Annotated in this window: 16 protein-coding genes; 3 read left to right on the forward strand and 13 right to left on the reverse strand. The window is 71.6% G+C overall.

All coding sequences use genetic code 11. The annotated features are described in order from the left end of the window. The first annotated feature begins 38 nt into the window (after window positions 1-38). Entirely contained in the window at window positions 39-875 is an 837-nt protein-coding gene (locus tag ACF09C_RS21590) for a siderophore-interacting protein (protein WP_392093379.1), read from the forward strand. Between the two features lie 303 nt (window positions 876-1,178). Here the strand turns inward: ACF09C_RS21590 and ACF09C_RS21595 are convergent, their stop codons facing one another. Next, window positions 1,179-1,811 (reverse strand): MerR family transcriptional regulator, encoded by a 633-nt coding sequence (locus ACF09C_RS21595; protein WP_392093380.1) that lies wholly within the window; start codon window positions 1,809-1,811, stop codon window positions 1,179-1,181. A 190-nt stretch (window positions 1,812-2,001) separates the two neighbouring features. On the opposite strand from ACF09C_RS21595, the gene ACF09C_RS21600 reads away from it, so the two are divergent. Both ACF09C_RS21600 and ACF09C_RS21605 read left to right on the forward strand, forming a co-directional pair. After that, window positions 2,002-2,886, forward strand: coding sequence for a hypothetical protein (locus tag ACF09C_RS21600; protein ID WP_392093673.1), 885 nt, complete (start codon window positions 2,002-2,004; stop codon window positions 2,884-2,886). Next, a complete protein-coding gene (locus tag ACF09C_RS21605) occupies window positions 2,883-3,377 on the forward strand; it encodes an ABA4-like family protein (protein WP_392093381.1) in 495 nt (164 codons plus the stop codon). The genes ACF09C_RS21600 and ACF09C_RS21605 overlap by 4 nt, the downstream gene beginning before the upstream one ends. 18 nt (window positions 3,378-3,395) lie before the next feature. Here the strand turns inward: ACF09C_RS21605 and ACF09C_RS21610 are convergent, their stop codons facing one another. The 12 genes from ACF09C_RS21610 to ACF09C_RS21665 form a co-directional block, all read right to left on the reverse strand. Further along, window positions 3,396-4,541 carry a winged helix DNA-binding domain-containing protein gene (locus ACF09C_RS21610; protein ID WP_392093382.1) on the reverse strand — a complete coding sequence of 382 codons (1,146 nt, stop codon included), beginning with the start codon at window positions 4,539-4,541 and terminating at the stop codon, window positions 3,396-3,398. A 19-nt stretch (window positions 4,542-4,560) separates the two neighbouring features. Continuing rightward, window positions 4,561-5,892 carry a cytochrome P450 gene (locus tag ACF09C_RS21615; protein WP_392093675.1) on the reverse strand — a complete coding sequence of 444 codons (1,332 nt, stop codon included), beginning with the start codon at window positions 5,890-5,892 and terminating at the stop codon, window positions 4,561-4,563. 301 nt (window positions 5,893-6,193) lie between these two features. Next, window positions 6,194-9,022, reverse strand: a complete 2,829-nt coding sequence (locus ACF09C_RS21620; RefSeq protein WP_392093384.1) for a DEAD/DEAH box helicase — start codon at window positions 9,020-9,022, stop codon at window positions 6,194-6,196. Window positions 9,023-9,138: 116 nt separating this feature from the next. Further along, window positions 9,139-10,038, reverse strand: a complete 900-nt coding sequence (locus ACF09C_RS21625; protein ID WP_392093385.1) for a diacylglycerol kinase — start codon at window positions 10,036-10,038, stop codon at window positions 9,139-9,141. A 43-nt stretch (window positions 10,039-10,081) separates the two neighbouring features. Further along, window positions 10,082-10,993 carry a twin-arginine translocase subunit TatC gene (gene tatC, locus ACF09C_RS21630; RefSeq protein ID WP_392093677.1) on the reverse strand — a complete coding sequence of 304 codons (912 nt, stop codon included), beginning with the start codon at window positions 10,991-10,993 and terminating at the stop codon, window positions 10,082-10,084. Between the two features lie 106 nt (window positions 10,994-11,099). After that, window positions 11,100-11,381, reverse strand: a complete 282-nt coding sequence (gene tatA, locus ACF09C_RS21635; RefSeq protein ID WP_362004492.1) for a Sec-independent protein translocase subunit TatA — start codon at window positions 11,379-11,381, stop codon at window positions 11,100-11,102. Between the two features lie 241 nt (window positions 11,382-11,622). Further along, on the reverse strand, window positions 11,623-11,820 hold the full coding sequence (locus ACF09C_RS21640; RefSeq protein ID WP_362421091.1) for a hypothetical protein: 198 nt from the start codon (window positions 11,818-11,820) through the stop codon (window positions 11,623-11,625). Between the two features lie 197 nt (window positions 11,821-12,017). After that, the gene (locus tag ACF09C_RS21645) at window positions 12,018-12,281 is read right to left on the reverse strand and encodes a hypothetical protein (RefSeq protein WP_392093386.1); all 264 of its coding nucleotides are present in this window, start codon (window positions 12,279-12,281) and stop codon (window positions 12,018-12,020) included. Window positions 12,282-12,313: 32 nt separating this feature from the next. After that, window positions 12,314-13,270, reverse strand: a complete 957-nt coding sequence (locus ACF09C_RS21650) for a helix-turn-helix transcriptional regulator (RefSeq protein WP_392093388.1) — start codon at window positions 13,268-13,270, stop codon at window positions 12,314-12,316. Between the two features lie 16 nt (window positions 13,271-13,286). After that, window positions 13,287-14,243, reverse strand: coding sequence for a helix-turn-helix transcriptional regulator (locus ACF09C_RS21655; protein WP_392093390.1), 957 nt, complete (start codon window positions 14,241-14,243; stop codon window positions 13,287-13,289). 153 nt (window positions 14,244-14,396) lie between these two features. Then, window positions 14,397-14,777, reverse strand: a complete 381-nt coding sequence (locus tag ACF09C_RS21660; protein ID WP_362421103.1) for an FKBP-type peptidyl-prolyl cis-trans isomerase — start codon at window positions 14,775-14,777, stop codon at window positions 14,397-14,399. A 61-nt stretch (window positions 14,778-14,838) separates the two neighbouring features. Continuing rightward, the gene (locus ACF09C_RS21665; RefSeq protein ID WP_392093392.1) at window positions 14,839-15,777 is read right to left on the reverse strand and encodes an FKBP-type peptidyl-prolyl cis-trans isomerase; all 939 of its coding nucleotides are present in this window, start codon (window positions 15,775-15,777) and stop codon (window positions 14,839-14,841) included. Window positions 15,778-15,877 lie beyond the last annotated feature (100 nt).

The raw sequence follows: 15,877 nt of genomic DNA on the forward strand, positions 1-15,877 counted from the left end.
GGCAAACCTAAGTTCGCGAGTCAGTCAGGGAGACCGTCGTGGCAGAGCAGCCGGCGCGCAAGGCACCGCAGGCCCATGAGGCACGGGTCGTGCGCACGGAGCGGATCACGCCCCACATGGTGCGGGTCGTGCTGGGCGGGGACGGCCTCGACGCGTTCTCGGTGGGCGAGTACACCGACCACTACGTGAAGCTGCTCTTCGCGCCGGAGGGCGTGAGCTACCCGGAGCCGTTCGACATGGAGCGGATCCGCGCGGAGTACCCGCGGGAGCAGTGGCCCACGACGCGGACGTACACGGTCCGGAACTGGGACCCGGTCCACCGCGAGCTGACCGTCGACTTCGTGGTCCACGGCGACGAGGGCCTGGCCGGCCCGTGGGCGGCGCGCGCCCAGGCCGGCGAGACAATGCGCTTCCTGGGCCCTGGCGGCGGATACGCCCCGGACACGGAGGCGGACTGGCACCTGCTGGTGGGCGACGAGAGCGCGCTGCCGGCGATCGCGGTGGCTCTGGAGCGGCTGCCGGAGGGTTCCACGGCCCATGCCTTCGTGGAGGTCGCGGACGCGACCGAGGAGCAGAAGTTCGCGACTGCGGCGGGCATCGAGGTGACCTGGCTGCACCGCGGCGACCGCCCGGCGGGCGAGGCGCTGCTGGACGCCGTGAAGGGCCTGGACTTCCCGGCAGGCGACGTCCACGCCTTTGTGCACGGCGAGGCGGGCTTCGTGAAGGAGCTCCGCCGCCACCTGCGCCTGGAGCGCGAGGTGCCGCGCGAGCGCCTGTCGATCTCGGGCTACTGGCGCCTGGGCAAGACGGACGAGGCCTGGCGCGCGATCAAGCGCGATTGGAACGACCAGGTCGAACGCGAACAGGAAAGCTGAGGCGAGGCGCGGCCCAGGGCCGGGCCGCGCGGGGGCCCGTCAGGGCCCGGGCCCGGCCAGCGGGCGCGACCGGGCAGCGGGCGGGGACGGCCAGTAGGCGGCGACGGCCGGCCGGGCGGGACGGGCAGCGGGACGGCCCAGCCCGGGCAGCGACGGGCCCGGGAGCCGGAAGCCCGTCATGGACCACGCCGGGCAGCGCCCGGCCCGGGCCGGGCGGTCACGCCGACCGCCCTACCGACGGCCGGGGTGCCCACCCGGCCGCCCCACCCCGCACCTCCCGCACCCCGCACGTCCCCCACCGGCTCAGCGCCCGGTGCCGAACACCTTCCCCGACGCGTCCACGTGCGCCATCCTCCGTAGCGCCGTGAAGATCGCGTCGCCGAGCACCGTGCCCACCACCACGCCCTCCACCAGCTCGTCCCGCTCCAATGTGCGCGCGACGTACTCCAGGTCCGCCTCGGCCACCCGCTCCGCCGCCGCCGCGTACGTGTCGAGCACCTCCGCGAACCCCTCGTGGCCGACCTCCGTCAGCGCCGCGAGCGCGACCGCGAGCGCCTCCGCCGCCGGACTGCCCTCGTACGTGCGCCAGCCGCGCCGGTCGATCAGTTCGGCCACGGCCGCCCGCGCCTCGACGATCCCCTCGCCCGACTCCTCGCTGTAGCGCGGCACCACCCGGTCGGCGGCCGCGCCCAGCACCTTGTGCACCGGGCGATCACGGTCCTCTATCGCCTCCAGGACCTCACGGATCGCGGCGACCGACAGCCCACCGATGTCCAGGAGCGCCCGGATCAGGCGCAGGCGGCGCTCGTGCGTCTCCCCGTACGAAGCCTGGTTCGGGCTGGTCAACTCCCCTGCCGGAAGCAGCCCTTCCCGTACGTAGTACTTGATCGTGGGCACCGACACCCCGGTCCTGCGACTCAACTCTCCGATGCGCACCCTGCGTTCACCTTCCCGTTCTCGCTCCGGTCTTGCCGAGCGACCCACCCATCATAGATAGTGGCGCTATCAGATAGCGGCGAGTGCCACTATCCATAATGTTCGGGACAACCCACGGGGGGTACCCATGTCCTCACCCTTTCCGCAGGCCCGCGAGCTGCATCGGCCGCTGGTCTGGTTCTCCGCGTCGATGGCGTTACTCGCGCTCGTCGCACTGGGCGGCCTGATAGTCGACGATCGGGTCCTGCTCGGCGCCCCGATATGGGCCAAGCCGCTCAAGTTCGCGGTCTCGTTCGTCGCGTACTGCATGACGCTCGCCTGGATGCTCACCCTCCTCCCCCGTGCCCGCCGGCTCGGCTGGTGGGCGGGGACGGTGGTCGCAGCCACCGGTCTCGTCGAGATCGCGCTGATCACCCTGCAGGCGGTGCGCGGCAGGCGGAGCCACTTCAACAACGAGACGCCCTTCGACGCCGCCGTCTTCCAGGCCATGGGAGCCACGGTGGTCGTCCTGTGGCTGGCCACCCTGGTCATCGCGGTCCTGCTGCTGCGCGCCCGGATCCTGGACCGCGCCACCGCCTGGGCCGTACGCCTCGGCTCCCTGATCGCCCTCGTGGGCGCGGCGATCGGCTTCCTCATGGTGACGCCCACCCCCGAGCAGCTGGCCGCGGGGGACGACCCGCCGATCGTCGGCGCGCACAGCGTCGGCGTCCCGGACGGCGGCCCGTCGATGGCCGTGACCGGCTGGTCCACGACCGGCGGCGATCTGCGCGTCGCCCACTTCTTCGGCATGCACGCCCTGCAGCTGATCCCGCTTCTGCTGCTCGTCCTGGTCACACTCGCCCCGAGGTTCGCCCGACTGCGCGACCCCCGCGTACGGCTCCGGTTGACGCTCGTGGCCTCGGGCACCTACGCGGCGGTCCTCGCCCTCCTCACCTGGCAGGCCCTGCGCGGCCAGCCGCTGTTCCACCCCGACGGCACGACACTCGCCGCCACGGCCGCCATCGCCCTGCTCGGGCTCGCGGCGACCTGGATCTCTCTGCGCACCACCTCGACCACCCAGGAGTCCACCTCGTGACCGGCTTCCTCTTCGAACTCAGCTTCTACCTCGCCGCGCCCATCTGGCTGCTGATGATCTTCGCTCCGGCCTGGCGGGGCACCGAGCGCCTGGCAGCCTCCCCGCTGACCGTCGTCCCGATCCTGGCGGTCTACCTCGCGCTGGCGCTGCCTGCCTTCCCCGAACTGTGGGCGGCGGTCACCGATCCGGACCTGGACTCCTTCCGTGCGCTCACGGCCGGGGCCGAGGGCGCGGGCGCGGTCTGGGCCCAGATCATCGCCTGGGATCTGCTGATCGGTCAGTGGATGTACCGCGAGGCCCGCGATCTCGGCCTCTCCCCCTGGCTGATGGGTCCCCTCCTGATCCTGACGGTCCTCCTGTCCCCCTTCGCCCTCCTCGTCTTCCTGGCCGTCCGGGCCGTCCGCACCGCGAGGACGACGACTCCCGTCCGCGCCGCGAGGACGACGGCTCTCGACCGCTCAACGGGGAAGCCGGCTCCCGACCGCACCTGAGGAGTCGGCCCGGGCACCTCATGCCCCGGGCAGCAGCCGGACCTCACCGCCCGTGAGCTTCTTCCACCAGTGGTCGTATCGGCGGTAGACGCGGGGGTCGCGGTCGGCGAGGAAGGCCGTCAACGCCCGGGCCTCCTCGGAGAGGCCTTCCCAGACCTCGTCCGGCAGGTCGTGGAACGCGGTCGCCTCGACACCCCCGTCGGTCGGCCGCCACACGCCGGCGACGTAGCCGTCGACCAGCAGGGTTGGCAGCACGTCTCCGTTCCTGCGGATCACCTCCGCGCGGTAGGCGGGCGGGATGATCCGCGACCGGTCGGCGTAGGCCAGCAGGGTGCTGTCCCACATCGCCATCAGCCGTGGCGGGGCGGGGGTGTCCTCGTCCGGGCGGGGCGCGCCCGGCAGGTCGAACAACTCCTCGCCGTCCGGGCCCTCCCCTCGGTCGAGCTCGTCAGCCAGCGTCGCCAGCACCCTTCTCACACGGGCCCGTTGGACCAGAGCGAACTGCGCCATGTCCGGCGCGGACGCGGGCCCGAAGCCCTCCAGATAGCGCAGGAGGAGCGTCCGCAGGGCGGCGTCGGACGCCTCCGGCGCGGCCGGCCCCGGCGGGTCGGGGGGCGCCACGTACCAGGGGCGCTCCCCGAAGGACCACGGTCGCGCGGTGGGCGCGTGCACCAGGGGCGTGTAGTGCCGCAGCGCCCACCACGCGCCGGACTTCGGCGCGGCCCCCGCCCGTTCCTGGATCCACGCCTCGTACTCCGCACCCGTCCGTGGCCTGTCGGCGAAGGCCAGCAGCTCCGGGACGAGCCGATCCGCGTCCTCGGCGGTCAGGCCGGATGCGGCGAAGCGCGCGTCGCCGATCCTGGCCCCCCTCAGCAGCGGGTGCACGGCCTCGCGGAACGTACGGAAGTCGTCGACGTGGACGGCGTGCAGGGTGACCCGCATGAGCGTCGACTTGAGGACCGTCCCCCGGGCGAAGGCCTCGTCCAGCTCGGCGGGGTCGAAACCGGCGGTCCGGTTCCACAGCGCGAGGTAGGGGGAGGCCGGCTGCTGGGCCTGCAGCGCGACCGCCTTCCGTACCGCTTCGGCTGCGCCGAGCCGCTCCCGCCGCAGCAGCGACTGCCGGGCCAGCGTGGACCGGTTGAGCCCTCGCGCACTGATCTTCATACCGGAATCGTCTCCCATCTCACGGGCGGGCGCGGACCGTGGCGAGGACGTCCCGGTCGGGCTGGAGGGTCAGGCTCGGTACCGGGCGTATCTCCCCCGCCCCGAGGTCCAGGTCGAGCCGGAACCGCCGGGCGAGGACGGCGAGGATCAGGACGGCCTCGACCATCGCGAAGCGGGTGCCGAGACAGGCCCGGGGCCCGCCGCCGAAGGGGAACCAGGCGTACTCCGGTATCTCCTGGGCGGGCTCGCCCTCCACCGCGCCCCAGCGCTCCGGGCGGAACTCCTCCGGCTCGGCGAACCAGCGCCCGTCCCGATGGGTGGCCCACTGGCTGGACCACACCCGCGTGCCGGCCGGGATCGCCCGCCCGCCGAGGCTCGCGCCGTCCCGGGCGACACCGGTCAGGAGCCAGATCGTCGGGTAGAGCCGGAGCGTCTCCTTCACCACGGCTTGGGTGTACGGCAGCCGGGCGTAGTCCTCGAACCCCGGCTCGCGGTCGCCGAGGACCCGGTCGAGCTCGTCGCCGAGTGCGTCCCGCACGCGGGGGTTGTGGGAGAGCAGCTGCCAGGCCCAGACGAGGGTGGAGCTGGTGGTCTCGTGTCCGCCGATGTACAGCGTCACGGTCTCGTCGCGGATCTCCTGATCCGAGAGGTGCGTGCCGGTCTCGTCCTGGGCTGCGAGGAGCCGGCTCAGCAGGTCGGGCCGCTCGGTGTCGCCGCCGCGATGGCGGGCGACGACACGGCCCACCTCGGCGTCGATGACAGCCGCGGCCCGCTTGATGCGGGCCCGGCCGGGCGTGGGCACCCAGTCGGGCAACAGGGCGCCGATCCCGCTGAATTCGGCGCCGATCTCCTTCTGCGCGACGTCCATGGCCCGGCCGATGGCCTCGGCGTCGGCCGCGGTGTCGACACCGAAGATGGTGCGGACGGCGATCAACTGGGTCAGCGCCGCCATCTCCTTCTTGATGTCGATCCGCTCCCCGTCGCTCCACCGGTCGGCCAGGGCGATGGCGCACTCGGCCATGGTGGCGGCGTAGGACCGGACCTGCTTGGGCCGGACCGACGGCTGCACGAGGGAGCGCTTGCGCCGCCACTCCGCGCCCTTGGCGACGACCACGCCGTTCCCCATCACGGTGCGGAACGCGATGCCGAGGTCGGGCTGGTCGAAAGTGTGTTCCACCTCGGTGAGGAGTTCACCGATGGCGTCGGGGTGGGCGATGAAGAGCGCGGGCCCCCTCCCGAACCGCCAGCTGACGAAGTCTCCGCGCTCGCGCAGCCGCTCGAAGAACGCGAGCGGGTCCTTGCCGAACTCCGGCAGGTTCCCCAGCAGCGGAACGCCCCGTGGCCCCGGCACGGTCTTGTGCCCGTCGCCGGACGTCTCGTCGTCGGACGTCTCGTCGTCTCCCGTCTCGTCGACGGCGGCCGAACCGGCTTGCGTGGTCACGTGCGTCCCCTCCCAGCGGTGTTGCCCGGTGTGATGCGGTGTCGACATCCATGGAATCGGAGACGTCCGACACTCCGCCACCCCTGTGGACAACGCCCTGTGGACAACACCCGCGAGACCCGGACAACCTGCCCCGCCCCACAGACCGAAGGCCCGCGGCCGCACCGATCCGGCGTCAACCACGGGCCCCCACGGGCCACTTGAGGATGCGTCAGCCCACCGAGCTGTACGCCACCACACCCCGCAGCAGCGAGTCGACCGCCTTGCGGGCGTTCTTGGCCACCGTGCTGTTCTCCTTGGGCGCGGCGGCCGCGATCTGTCCGAGGACGTCGATGACCTGCTTGCACCAGCGCACGAAGTCACCGGCGGGCATCTCGGCCTCCCGCAGGACCTCGTCGAGCCCCTTGTCGGAGGCCCACTGGTACGCCGCCCAGGCGAAGCCCAGATCGGGTTCGCGCTGGCCGACACCCTCCGCCTGATTGATCTTGAACTCTTCCTCCAGGGCGTCGAGCCGCCCCCAGATCCGCACCATCTCGCCCAGCGCGGCCTTCGCGTTCCCGGTGGGCAGCTTCGGCGCCACGGCGTCGTCGGACTGCCGGGCCTCGAACACCAACGCCGAGACGCACGCCGCCAGTTCGGGCGGGGTCAGGCCCTCCCAGACCCGGTCGCGCAGGCACTCGCTGGCCAGCAGGTCGAGCTCGCCGTAGAGCCGGGCGAGCCGCTTGCCGTTGTCGGTGACGTCGTCGCCGCGCAGATAGTCGAGCTCGGTGAGGAGCGCGACGATCCGGTCGAAGGTGCGGGCGATGGTGTTCGTCCGGCCCTCGATGCGCCGCTCCAGCTGCCGCGTGTCCCGCTGCAGCCGGTGGTAGCGCTCGGCCCAACGGGCGTGGTCCTCGCGCTCGTCGCAGCCGTGGCAGGGGTGGGCCCGCAGCTCGGTGCGGAGCCGGTTGATCTCGCGGTCGTCGGCCGCTGTGGAACGCTGCTTGCGCTGCCGGTCGGGGTTCAGGTGCCCGGCCTTGCTCCGCAGCGCGGAGGCGAGGTCCCGACGGGACTGCGGGGAGCGGGGGTTGAAGGACTTGGGGATCCTCAGCCGCTCCATCGCCTCCACCGGGACCGGGAAGTCGATCGACGCGAGCCGCTTGACCTGCCGCTCCGCGGTGAGCACGAGCGGGCGGGGCCCGTCGTGGTGCTCGAAGCCGCGGTGGCCGTTGGTCCGCCCTGCCGGGATCCCCGGGTCCAGGACGAGGGCGAGCCCGGCGAACTTACCCGTGGGCACGTGGATGACGTCACCCGGCTTCAGCTTCTCCAGGGACGCGGCGGCCGCCGCACGGCGCTGCGCGGCGCCCTGCTTGGCCAGTTCGGTCTCACGGTCCTTGAGGTCGCGGCGCAGCCGCGCGTACTCCTCGAAGTCTCCGAGGTGGCAGGTCATGCCCTCGCGGTAGCCCTCGAGGCCCTCCTCGTTCTTCTGCACCTGGCGCGAGATGCCGACGACCGACCGGTCCGCCTGGAACTGCGCGAACGAGGTCTCCAGGAGCTCGCGCGAACGGTGGCTCCCGAACTGGTCGACCAGGTTGACCGCCATGTTGTACGAGGGCTTGAAGCTGGAGCGGAGCGGGTAGGTGCGGGTGCCCGCGAGGCCGGCCAGGTGGCCGGGGTCCAGGCCCCGCTGCCACAGGACGACGGCGTGCCCCTCGACGTCGATGCCGCGCCGCCCGGCACGGCCGGTGAGCTGGGTGTACTCGCCGGGGGTGATGTCGGCGTGCTGCTCGCCGTTCCACTTGACGAGCTTCTCCAGGACCACGGACCTGGCGGGCATGTTGATGCCGAGCGCGAGGGTCTCGGTCGCGAAGACCGCCTTCACCAGGCCGCGGACGAACAGCTCCTCGACGACCTCCTTGAAGGTCGGCAGCATGCCGGCGTGGTGGGCGGCGATGCCGCGCTCCAGGCCTTCCAGCCACTCGTAGTACCCGAGGACGTGCAGGTCCTCGGAGGGGATCGCGGCGGTGCGCTCCTCGACGATCTCACGGACGCGCTGCCGCGCCTCGTCGTTGTTGAGCCGCAGTCCTGCGTAGAGGCACTGCTGGACGGCGGCCTCGCAGCCGGCCCGGCTGAAGATGAAGGTGATGGCGGGCAGGAGCCCCTCGGCGTCGAGGCGTTCGATGACCTCGGGCCGTCCGGGCGTCCAGATGCGGGAGCGCTGGCGGCGCTCGCGCTCCCGGTCGGCCTCGCGGATCATCTTGCCGCGCCGCCGCTCACGCGGGTTGTACGTACGGGAGTTCTCCGTGCGGGCCAGCCGCAGCAGGTCGGGGTTGACCTCGCGGCGGGACGCGCCTCGGCCGCCGTGGTCGGTCTCCTCCTCGAAGAGGTCGTACATCCGGCGCCCGGCCAGGACGTGCTGCCAGAGCGGCACGGGACGGCTCTCGGAGACGATGACCTCGGTGTCGCCCCGCACGGTGTCGAGCCAGTCGCCGAACTCCTCCGCGTTGGAGACCGTCGCGGAGAGTGAGACCAGCGTCACCGACTCGGGGAGGTGGATGATCACTTCCTCCCAGACGGCGCCGCGGAACCGGTCGGAGAGGTAGTGCACCTCGTCCATGACCACGTATCCGAGGCCGCTGAGCGCCTGCGACCCGGCGTACAGCATGTTGCGGAGGACCTCGGTGGTCATGACGATGACCGGGGCGTCTCCGTTGACGCTGTTGTCACCGGTGAGGAGGCCGACCTTGGCGGCGCCGTAACGCTTCACGAGGTCGGCGTACTTCTGGTTCGACAGCGCCTTGATCGGTGTCGTGTAGAAGCACTTGCGCCCCTGGAGCAGGGCGAGGTGGACGGCGAACTCGCCGACGATGGTCTTGCCGGAGCCCGTGGGCGCGGCGACGAGCACGCCCTTGCCCTCTTCGAGGGCCTTGCACGCCTCGATCTGGAAGGGGTCCAGACCGAACTCGTACATCTCGCGGAAGGGGGCCAGCGCCGTCGCCTGCTCGGCGTTGCGGGCGCGAGCAGCTGCGTACGCTTCGGCTGGTGTGAGGTCCTCTGTCATCTTGCTGTCGAGCCTACCCGCCACCTCTGACAGTGACGCGATCTTTAATGAGGGAGCGCGGATCAGGGCAGGAGGGACCTCGGATCAGGGCCCGGAGGACCGCGGATCCGGGCCCCTCACGGGCTCGGCGGCGCCAGGACCCGCAGCGCCCCCGGTACGCACGCGGCGGTGAGCGGCAGCGGTCCGAGCGGCTCGCCGTCGGCGTATCCCGTGATGCCGGGGGCGTCCAGGGTGAGCGTGCGGACGCGGTGCACGGTGACGGCCGGGTGGTCGAGGTGGGTGCCGCGGTAGACCCGGGGGAAGACCTTGATCAGCGTCGTGCGGCTGCAGTCCCCGACGACGGTGACGTCGAAGAGGCCGTCGTCCATGCGGGCGTCGGCGCAGATCCGCATCCCGCCGCCGTACGAGGTCCCGTTGCCGACGGCCACCAGGGTCGCCTCGATCTCCCGCTCGGTGCCGTCGTCGAAGCCGAGGCGGAACGGGGTGGGCCGGAAGGCGGCCAGCTCGGCGATCATGGCCAGGTCGTACTTGAACCGCCCGACGGGCAGCCGCATGCGGTTGCCGCGGTCGTTGACGCGCGAGTCGAAGCCGGCGGCGAGGACCGTGCCGAACCAGCGGTCGCCGACCCTGCCGAGGTCGATGTCGCGCCCGCCGCCGCCCTTGAGCAGCTCGGCGGCGAGCCGCCCGGCGGCCGACGGTGCGCGGACGGGCAGGCCCAGGGACCGGGCGAAGTCGTTGCCGGTGCCGACCGCCACCACCCCGAGCGGGGTACGGGTGCCCGCCAGGGCCTGGAGCGCGAGCGAGACAAGGCCGTCCCCGCCGACGGCGACCAGAGCGCCGGTGCCGCCCGCGACGGCCTCACGGGCGCGCCGCAGGGCGTCCTCCGCGTCGGCGCCGAGGACGGTTCGGACGGAGAATCCGGCGTCCCGGAGCGCGCGGGCGGCCGGCTGCGCGGCGTGCGCGCCCCGGCCGCGTCCCGCGGTGGGATTGACGAAGAGGGTGATCTCGCTGGTCATGGGTGTCCCCCCGGACGGAGTCTGGGGGGAGGACCCTACAAGATCAGGTGACGTCGTCGTAACTGCCGGGCCTGAGGGCCCTGCCGCCGTCGGTCTCGCCGCCGGACTGCTCGGGCAGCGCGCGGGCCGCGCCGACGGGCTCGACGGCTCCGACGGCCTGAGGCGTGAGGTCGAGGCTGGAGGCCTCGTCGTCGTCCAGCTCGGCGTCCGGGTTGTTGCGGGCCCTGCGTCGGTCGTTGAGCATCGAGATGCCGACCGCGATGAAGTAGAGGACGATGATCGGCCCGGAGAGGGCGATCATGCCGAAGGGGTCGGTCGACGGGGTGGCGACCGCGCCGAAGACGAAGACACCCATGATCACGCCGCGCCACCAGCCGGCCATGCGCCTGCCGGTCACGACTCCGGCGATGTTGAGCATGATCAGCAGCAGGGGCAGTTCGAAGGCGAGCCCGAAGACGAGCACCATGCGCGTGGTGAAGTCGAGGATGTCGTCGAGCGAGACGAAGTTCGAGGCGACGTCGGGCGTGATGCTGATCAGTACCTTCACGCTGACGGGCATGATCAGGTACGCGACGTAGGCGCCGGCGGCGAAGAGCGGCACGGCGACGGCCGCGAAGTAGTACGTGTACCGCTTCTCACTCTTGTGCAGGCCGGGCGCGACGAACGCCCACAGCTGGTAGAGCCAGACCGGGGAGGCGGCGATCACACCTGCCAGCATGATCACCTTCACCGTCGAGGTGAAGGGGGACAGCACTGTCTGGTACGCGATGACGACGCAGCGCCCGCCGGTGTTGTCGGCGATCGAGGTGCCGGGCGGGCACTTCGGAACGGGCGAGGAGAGGAAGTCCATCAGCTGCTGGCTGAAGAACGCGGCCACGACCGAGGTCACGATGACCGCGAGCATCGCCTTGGCGACGCGGTTGCGCAGCTCGCGCAGATGCTCCACGAGTGGCATCCGCCCCTCGGGGTCCTTCTCCTTCTTCGTGCGGGCAGGCTTGAGCAACCCACGTCCTCATCTCGTGCGGCAGGCCGGTATCAGGCGGCCTTGGGGTCGAACGGGGTCAGCGCTGCGTGGTGTCCGAGGGCTCGGTCACGGGGCGGGCGGAGGTGACGTCGCCGGGCGCGGCCTTGATGGTGCGCTGCGCGGCGGGCTGCTCGGCCGGCGGGTCGGCGGGGGCGGGCTGCTGGCCGCCCTCGCTCTTCATCGCCTTGGCCTCGCTCTTGAGGATGCGCGCCGACTTGCCGAGGGAACGGGCCATCTCGGGGAGCTTCTTGGCGCCGAAGAGGAGCACGATGACAAGGAGGATCAGGCTGATCTCGAGAGGACCGATCTGACGGAACATAAGCGTGGTCTACCTTCTCATCGAGGCGGCTGGGATGGGGCTTGCGGTCGCCGCCCGGACTGGTGCCCGAACCCCGACCGTCAGCGATCGTAACGCGCACGAGTAAACGCAGGGCAATCCCCGTGCGTACACCCGTTTGCGGCCCGCACCTCTTGATCAGGGCCGCGCTCACGAGCGTACCCCGCGCCGCTCCGCACGAGGAGAGCGCTACCGGCCTCCCCTCGGGGGGCCTGGACGCGCGCTAGCGCAGCGCCCCGCCGGTCCGGGTGAGGTCCGCGGCGGCCCGCTCCAGCTCCTCGGCGGCGCGGTTGATGCGCTCCGTGGTGTGGGTCACCTGGCGGCCGAGCCGCTGGGCTTCGATGAAGACCTTGATGCCGAGGACGCCGAGGACGGCGATGCCGAGGAATCCGAGGGCGATGGCGAGCATGGGCCAGAACATGGGGTGAGCCTAGGGCCTTTCGTTTGGATCAGGCCGGATCAGGGAGCGGGGTCCGGTGCCGTGGATCGCAAGGCGGAGGAGGGAGTCAACGCGGAGCGTTGGGGACTGACGACAACGCGGCGAGGCGCGGTGCCAGACCCCGCGAGCCCGGCATGATCCAAACGGGAGGCCCTAGAGGGTCGGCGCCTGTCGGGGCGTCAGACGGTGGAGTGCAGGCGCAGTGTGCGGACGCCGCCTCCGGTGAGGAGCTCGACGATCCGCTCGCCGGCGGGCTTGCGGACGGAGCTGCCGCACTCGGGACAGGTGAACGAGTAGAAGGTCGTACGGCTGCTGGCTCCGATGGCCAGCCGCAGGGAGCCCGCCGAGAGCTCGAAGCGGGCACGGCACTCGGGGCAGGCGGCCTTGAAGAAGACCGGCGCGATCGAAGCAGTCATTCCGTGCATCACGGACATTTCCCTCATCCCTCTCCCCTGTCCCGTGGACCTGCCGTGCCTCACGCCTGGCTCTCGTAGGCCGCGAGCGCCGCGGCCGCCGCCTCCCGCGCGCTGTCGGCGAGCTCCTGCGGAGCCACGATCCGACCGTCGCTCCCCAGCCGCAGCGCCAGTCTGCGCAGCGAGGCCGGTGCGGGCGTCCGCAGCGTGATCCGCAGGCCCCCGTCGGGCAGCTCGTCGGCCCGGTCGTGCGGGTAGTACTCGGCGACCCAGCGGCCGCCGGGACCCACCTCGACGACGACCTCGGGGTCCTCGGCGGACGGCTGCACAAGCCCCTCCGACAGGTCCCGCAGCTCGATCTCCGGCGGCGCGGAGTGCTCGTCCAGGATCCGGATCTCGGCGACCCGGTCCAGACGGAAGGTGCGGCGCGCCTCCGAGAGCCGGCACCACGCCTCCATGTACGTGTGCCCGACGGCGAACAGCCGGATCGGGTCCACCTCGCGCTCGGTCAGCTCGTCGCGGGCGGGCGAGTAGTACCGCACCCACAGCCGCCTGCGCTCCGAGATCGCGCGGTCCACCTCCGCGAAGACCCCGCCCTCGGACTCGAAGGTCACCGAGAGCCGCGCGCTCGCCCCGGCGACCTCGCCGGCCGCCGTCTCCAGCTTCGCGGTGGCCCGCAGCAGGGCCTCCCGGTCGCCCTCCCGCAGCCCGGGCAGAGTCGCCACGGCCCGCGCGGCGACCAGCAGGGCCGTCGCCTCGTCGGCGGCGAGCCGCAGCGGCTCCGCGACGTCGTCCGGGTTGTGCCACCAGATCCGGTCACCGTCGGTGTCGATGTCGAGCAGGTCGCCACCGCGGAAGCTCGTGCCGCACATCGGCAGCACGTCGAGGTCCGAGATCAGCTCGTCCTCGGTGATCCCGAAGGCGCGCGCCACGTCGGCGACGTGCGCCCCCGGACGCTCGCGGAGGTAGGTGACGAGGGAGAGCATCCGCCTCGTCTGGTCGATCGCGTTCGCAGCCATGCCGTACGTCTCCCCTTCAGCCCTTGGCCACGGCGCGCAGCCGGTCCACCACGTCGGCCCGCAGGTCCGCGGGCTCGATGACGACGACATCGGGACCGAACTCCACGAGCCAGGCGTCCAGGCCGTGCCCGTACGGAATCTCCAGCTCGTCCCAGCCGTCGGTACCCTCCCGCACGGACTGGGCGCGGGCCCGCAGCGGGTAGCCGCTGCCGGCGCGCAGCCGGATGCGGGCGGACCGGGTGGCGGTCTCCCCCGCCCAGCTCTCCACGGTCTCCCGGACGGTGACGACGTCGGGCACGGGCGCGGTGAAGGCGCCTGCCCGGGAGCGGACCTTGCCGGTGATGCGGGAGAGCCGGAAGACGCGCTCGGCGCCCCGGTCGCGGTCCCAGCCCGCGAGATACCAGTGACCGCGCCAGCACTCCAGGGTCCACGGCTCGACCTGCCGGGTCTCCGGGCGGGCCGCCGTCGCCTTGCGGTAGTCGAAGACGACCGGGCGGCGGTCGCGGCAGGCGAGCATCAGGGGCTCGAAGGCCGCCTCGTGCACGGGGATGCGCGGTTCGAGGGCGCTGTGCTGGGCGTCGTACGCGTCCTCGGCCTCGGGCATGCCGGCGGCGCGGAGCTTCTGCAGGGCACCGCTGGCGGCTCCGGCGAGCCTCGCCTGCTGCCAGACCTTGGCGGCCAGACCGAGCGCCGCGGCCTCCTCGGCGTCCAGGGTGATGGGCGGCAGACGGTTGGAGTCGCGGCGGGCCAGATAGCCGGTCTCGCCCTCCAGGTTCTCGACGGTCTCGATGACCAGGCCGAGTTCGCGCAGATCGTCCTTGTCCCGCTCGAACATCCGGTTGAAGGAGTCGTCCGTTCCGGCTTCCATGTAGGCCTCGATGGAGCCGCGCAGCTCGCGCTTGCTGAGCGGTCTGCGGGTCCCGAGCAGACAGAGGGCCAGATTCATCAGCCGCTCGGCCTTGGCAATCGCCATCGACGCCCTGCACCTCTTCTGCCGGATTGACTTCGGGGACATCCGACCGTACCGCCCCGGGGTGTCGTGGCAAAAGCCGAGGGCCCGCGCCTGGACAGGCACGGGCCCTCGTTCGAGCAGATCCGGTCAGCGCGTACGCCGAACCGATCGGATTCAGCGCTTCTTGACGCCGACCAGGTCGCAGACGAAGATCAGCGTCTCGCCGGGGGCGATCGCGCTGCCCGCGCCACGGTCGCCGTAGGCGAGGTGGGCGGGGATGACCAGCTGGCGGCGGCCGCCGACCTTCATGCCCTGCACACCCTGGTCCCAGCCCGCGATGACCTGGCCGACACCGAGCTGGAAGCCCAGCGCGCTGCCGCGGTTCCAGGAGGCGTCGAACTCCTCACCGGTGGAGAAGGCCACACCCACGTAGTGGACCTGGACGGCGTCGCCGGCCTCGGCCACCTCGCCGTCGCCCTCCCAGATGTCCTTGATCTCCAGGTCCTTCGGCGGCTCGCCGCCGGGGAAGTCGACCTCGGGCTTCTCGATGCTCACTGCAGTGTGCTCCTCAGAACTCAGCAACCGCGCAACGGTGAACTGCGCGACGGGGACAGTCTTACATCTTCGCCAGAATGTCGACGGCGAACACCAGCGTGGAGTTCTTCGGGATGCCCTGCTGTTCCTTGTCGCCGAACGCCTCGGACGGCGGAGCGACGATCAGGACGCGGCTGCCGACCTTCTTGCCGGTGAGACCGTCCTTGAGACCCTTCAGGGTCAGCTGGGCCAGCGGGAAGTTCGCCGGCTTGCCCGTCTGGTACGTCGAGTCGAAGACCTTGCCGTCCTTCCACAGCGCGGCGACGTAGTTCACCACGACCGTGTCGGTGGCGGCGACGGTCGCGCCCTTCGACTCCAGGATGTAGTTCGAGACCAGCTTGGTCGGCGGGTCGACCTTCGGCACGGTCAGCGAGGGGGCCTTGCCGTCGGTGTTCGTACCGACCTTGGGCAGGTCCTTGTTGTCCTGGGCGACCTCGGTGCCCTCGGCGGACTTCGGGATCGTCGTCGCCTTCAGGATGTCCACGACGAAGACGAGGGTGGCGTTCGGCTTGATGTCGCCCTGGCCCTGGTCGCCGTAACCGAGCTCCGGCGGAATGCCGATCTCGATGCGGCTGCCGACCTTCTGGCCCTCCAGGCCCTGGTCCCAGCCCTTGATGACCTGGCCGGCGCCGAGCGTCAGGTCGAAGGGCTGCCCGCGGTCGAAGCTGTTGTCGAACGGCGTGGTGGAGTCCCAGGCCTGGCCCAGGTAGTTCACCTGGATCGCGTCGCCCTTCTTCGTGACCGCGCCGTCGCCCTCACTGATCACATTGACCTTGAGTTCCTTCGGCGGTTCGCCCTCACCCTTGGCGAGGGTGGGCTTCTCCCCGAACTTCTCACCCGCGGTGATGGCGGGCAGTCCGTTCTTCATCGAGGCGTTATCGGAGCCCTTGTCGTCGCTGCCGCACGCCGCTGTCGACAGCAGCAGCAGTGGGACGACCAGTAGGCCGGCAAGTCGGCGCACGTGTTCCTCAGATCTCAGACGGCACAGTAGTTGCCCGACACTCTAGGGCCTTTCGTTTGGATCAGGCCGGATCAGGGAGCGGGCTCCGGTGCCGTGGATC

The organism is Streptomyces sp. NPDC014870, assembly GCF_043081505.1.
In the GTDB taxonomy this organism is placed as follows: domain Bacteria; phylum Actinomycetota; class Actinomycetes; order Streptomycetales; family Streptomycetaceae; genus Streptomyces.

Coding starts and splice junctions, on each gene's coding strand:
- ACF09C_RS21600 (WP_392093673.1), top strand. CDS start 2,002: ATGGCGTTACTCGCGCTCGTCGCACTGGGCGGCCTGATAGTCGACGAT.
- ACF09C_RS21610 (WP_392093382.1), bottom strand. CDS start 4,541: ATGAAGATCAGTGCGCGAGGGCTCAACCGGTCCACGCTGGCCCGGCAG.
- ACF09C_RS21620 (WP_392093384.1), bottom strand. CDS start 9,022: ATGACAGAGGACCTCACACCAGCCGAAGCGTACGCAGCTGCTCGCGCC.
- ACF09C_RS21625 (WP_392093385.1), bottom strand. CDS start 10,038: ATGACCAGCGAGATCACCCTCTTCGTCAATCCCACCGCGGGACGCGGC.
- tatC (WP_392093677.1), bottom strand. CDS start 10,993: ATGCCACTCGTGGAGCATCTGCGCGAGCTGCGCAACCGCGTCGCCAAG.
- tatA (WP_362004492.1), bottom strand. CDS start 11,381: ATGTTCCGTCAGATCGGTCCTCTCGAGATCAGCCTGATCCTCCTTGTC.
- ACF09C_RS21640 (WP_362421091.1), bottom strand. CDS start 11,820: ATGTTCTGGCCCATGCTCGCCATCGCCCTCGGATTCCTCGGCATCGCC.
- ACF09C_RS21645 (WP_392093386.1), bottom strand. CDS start 12,281: ATGAGGGAAATGTCCGTGATGCACGGAATGACTGCTTCGATCGCGCCG.
- ACF09C_RS21650 (WP_392093388.1), bottom strand. CDS start 13,270: ATGGCTGCGAACGCGATCGACCAGACGAGGCGGATGCTCTCCCTCGTC.
- ACF09C_RS21655 (WP_392093390.1), bottom strand. CDS start 14,243: ATGGCGATTGCCAAGGCCGAGCGGCTGATGAATCTGGCCCTCTGTCTG.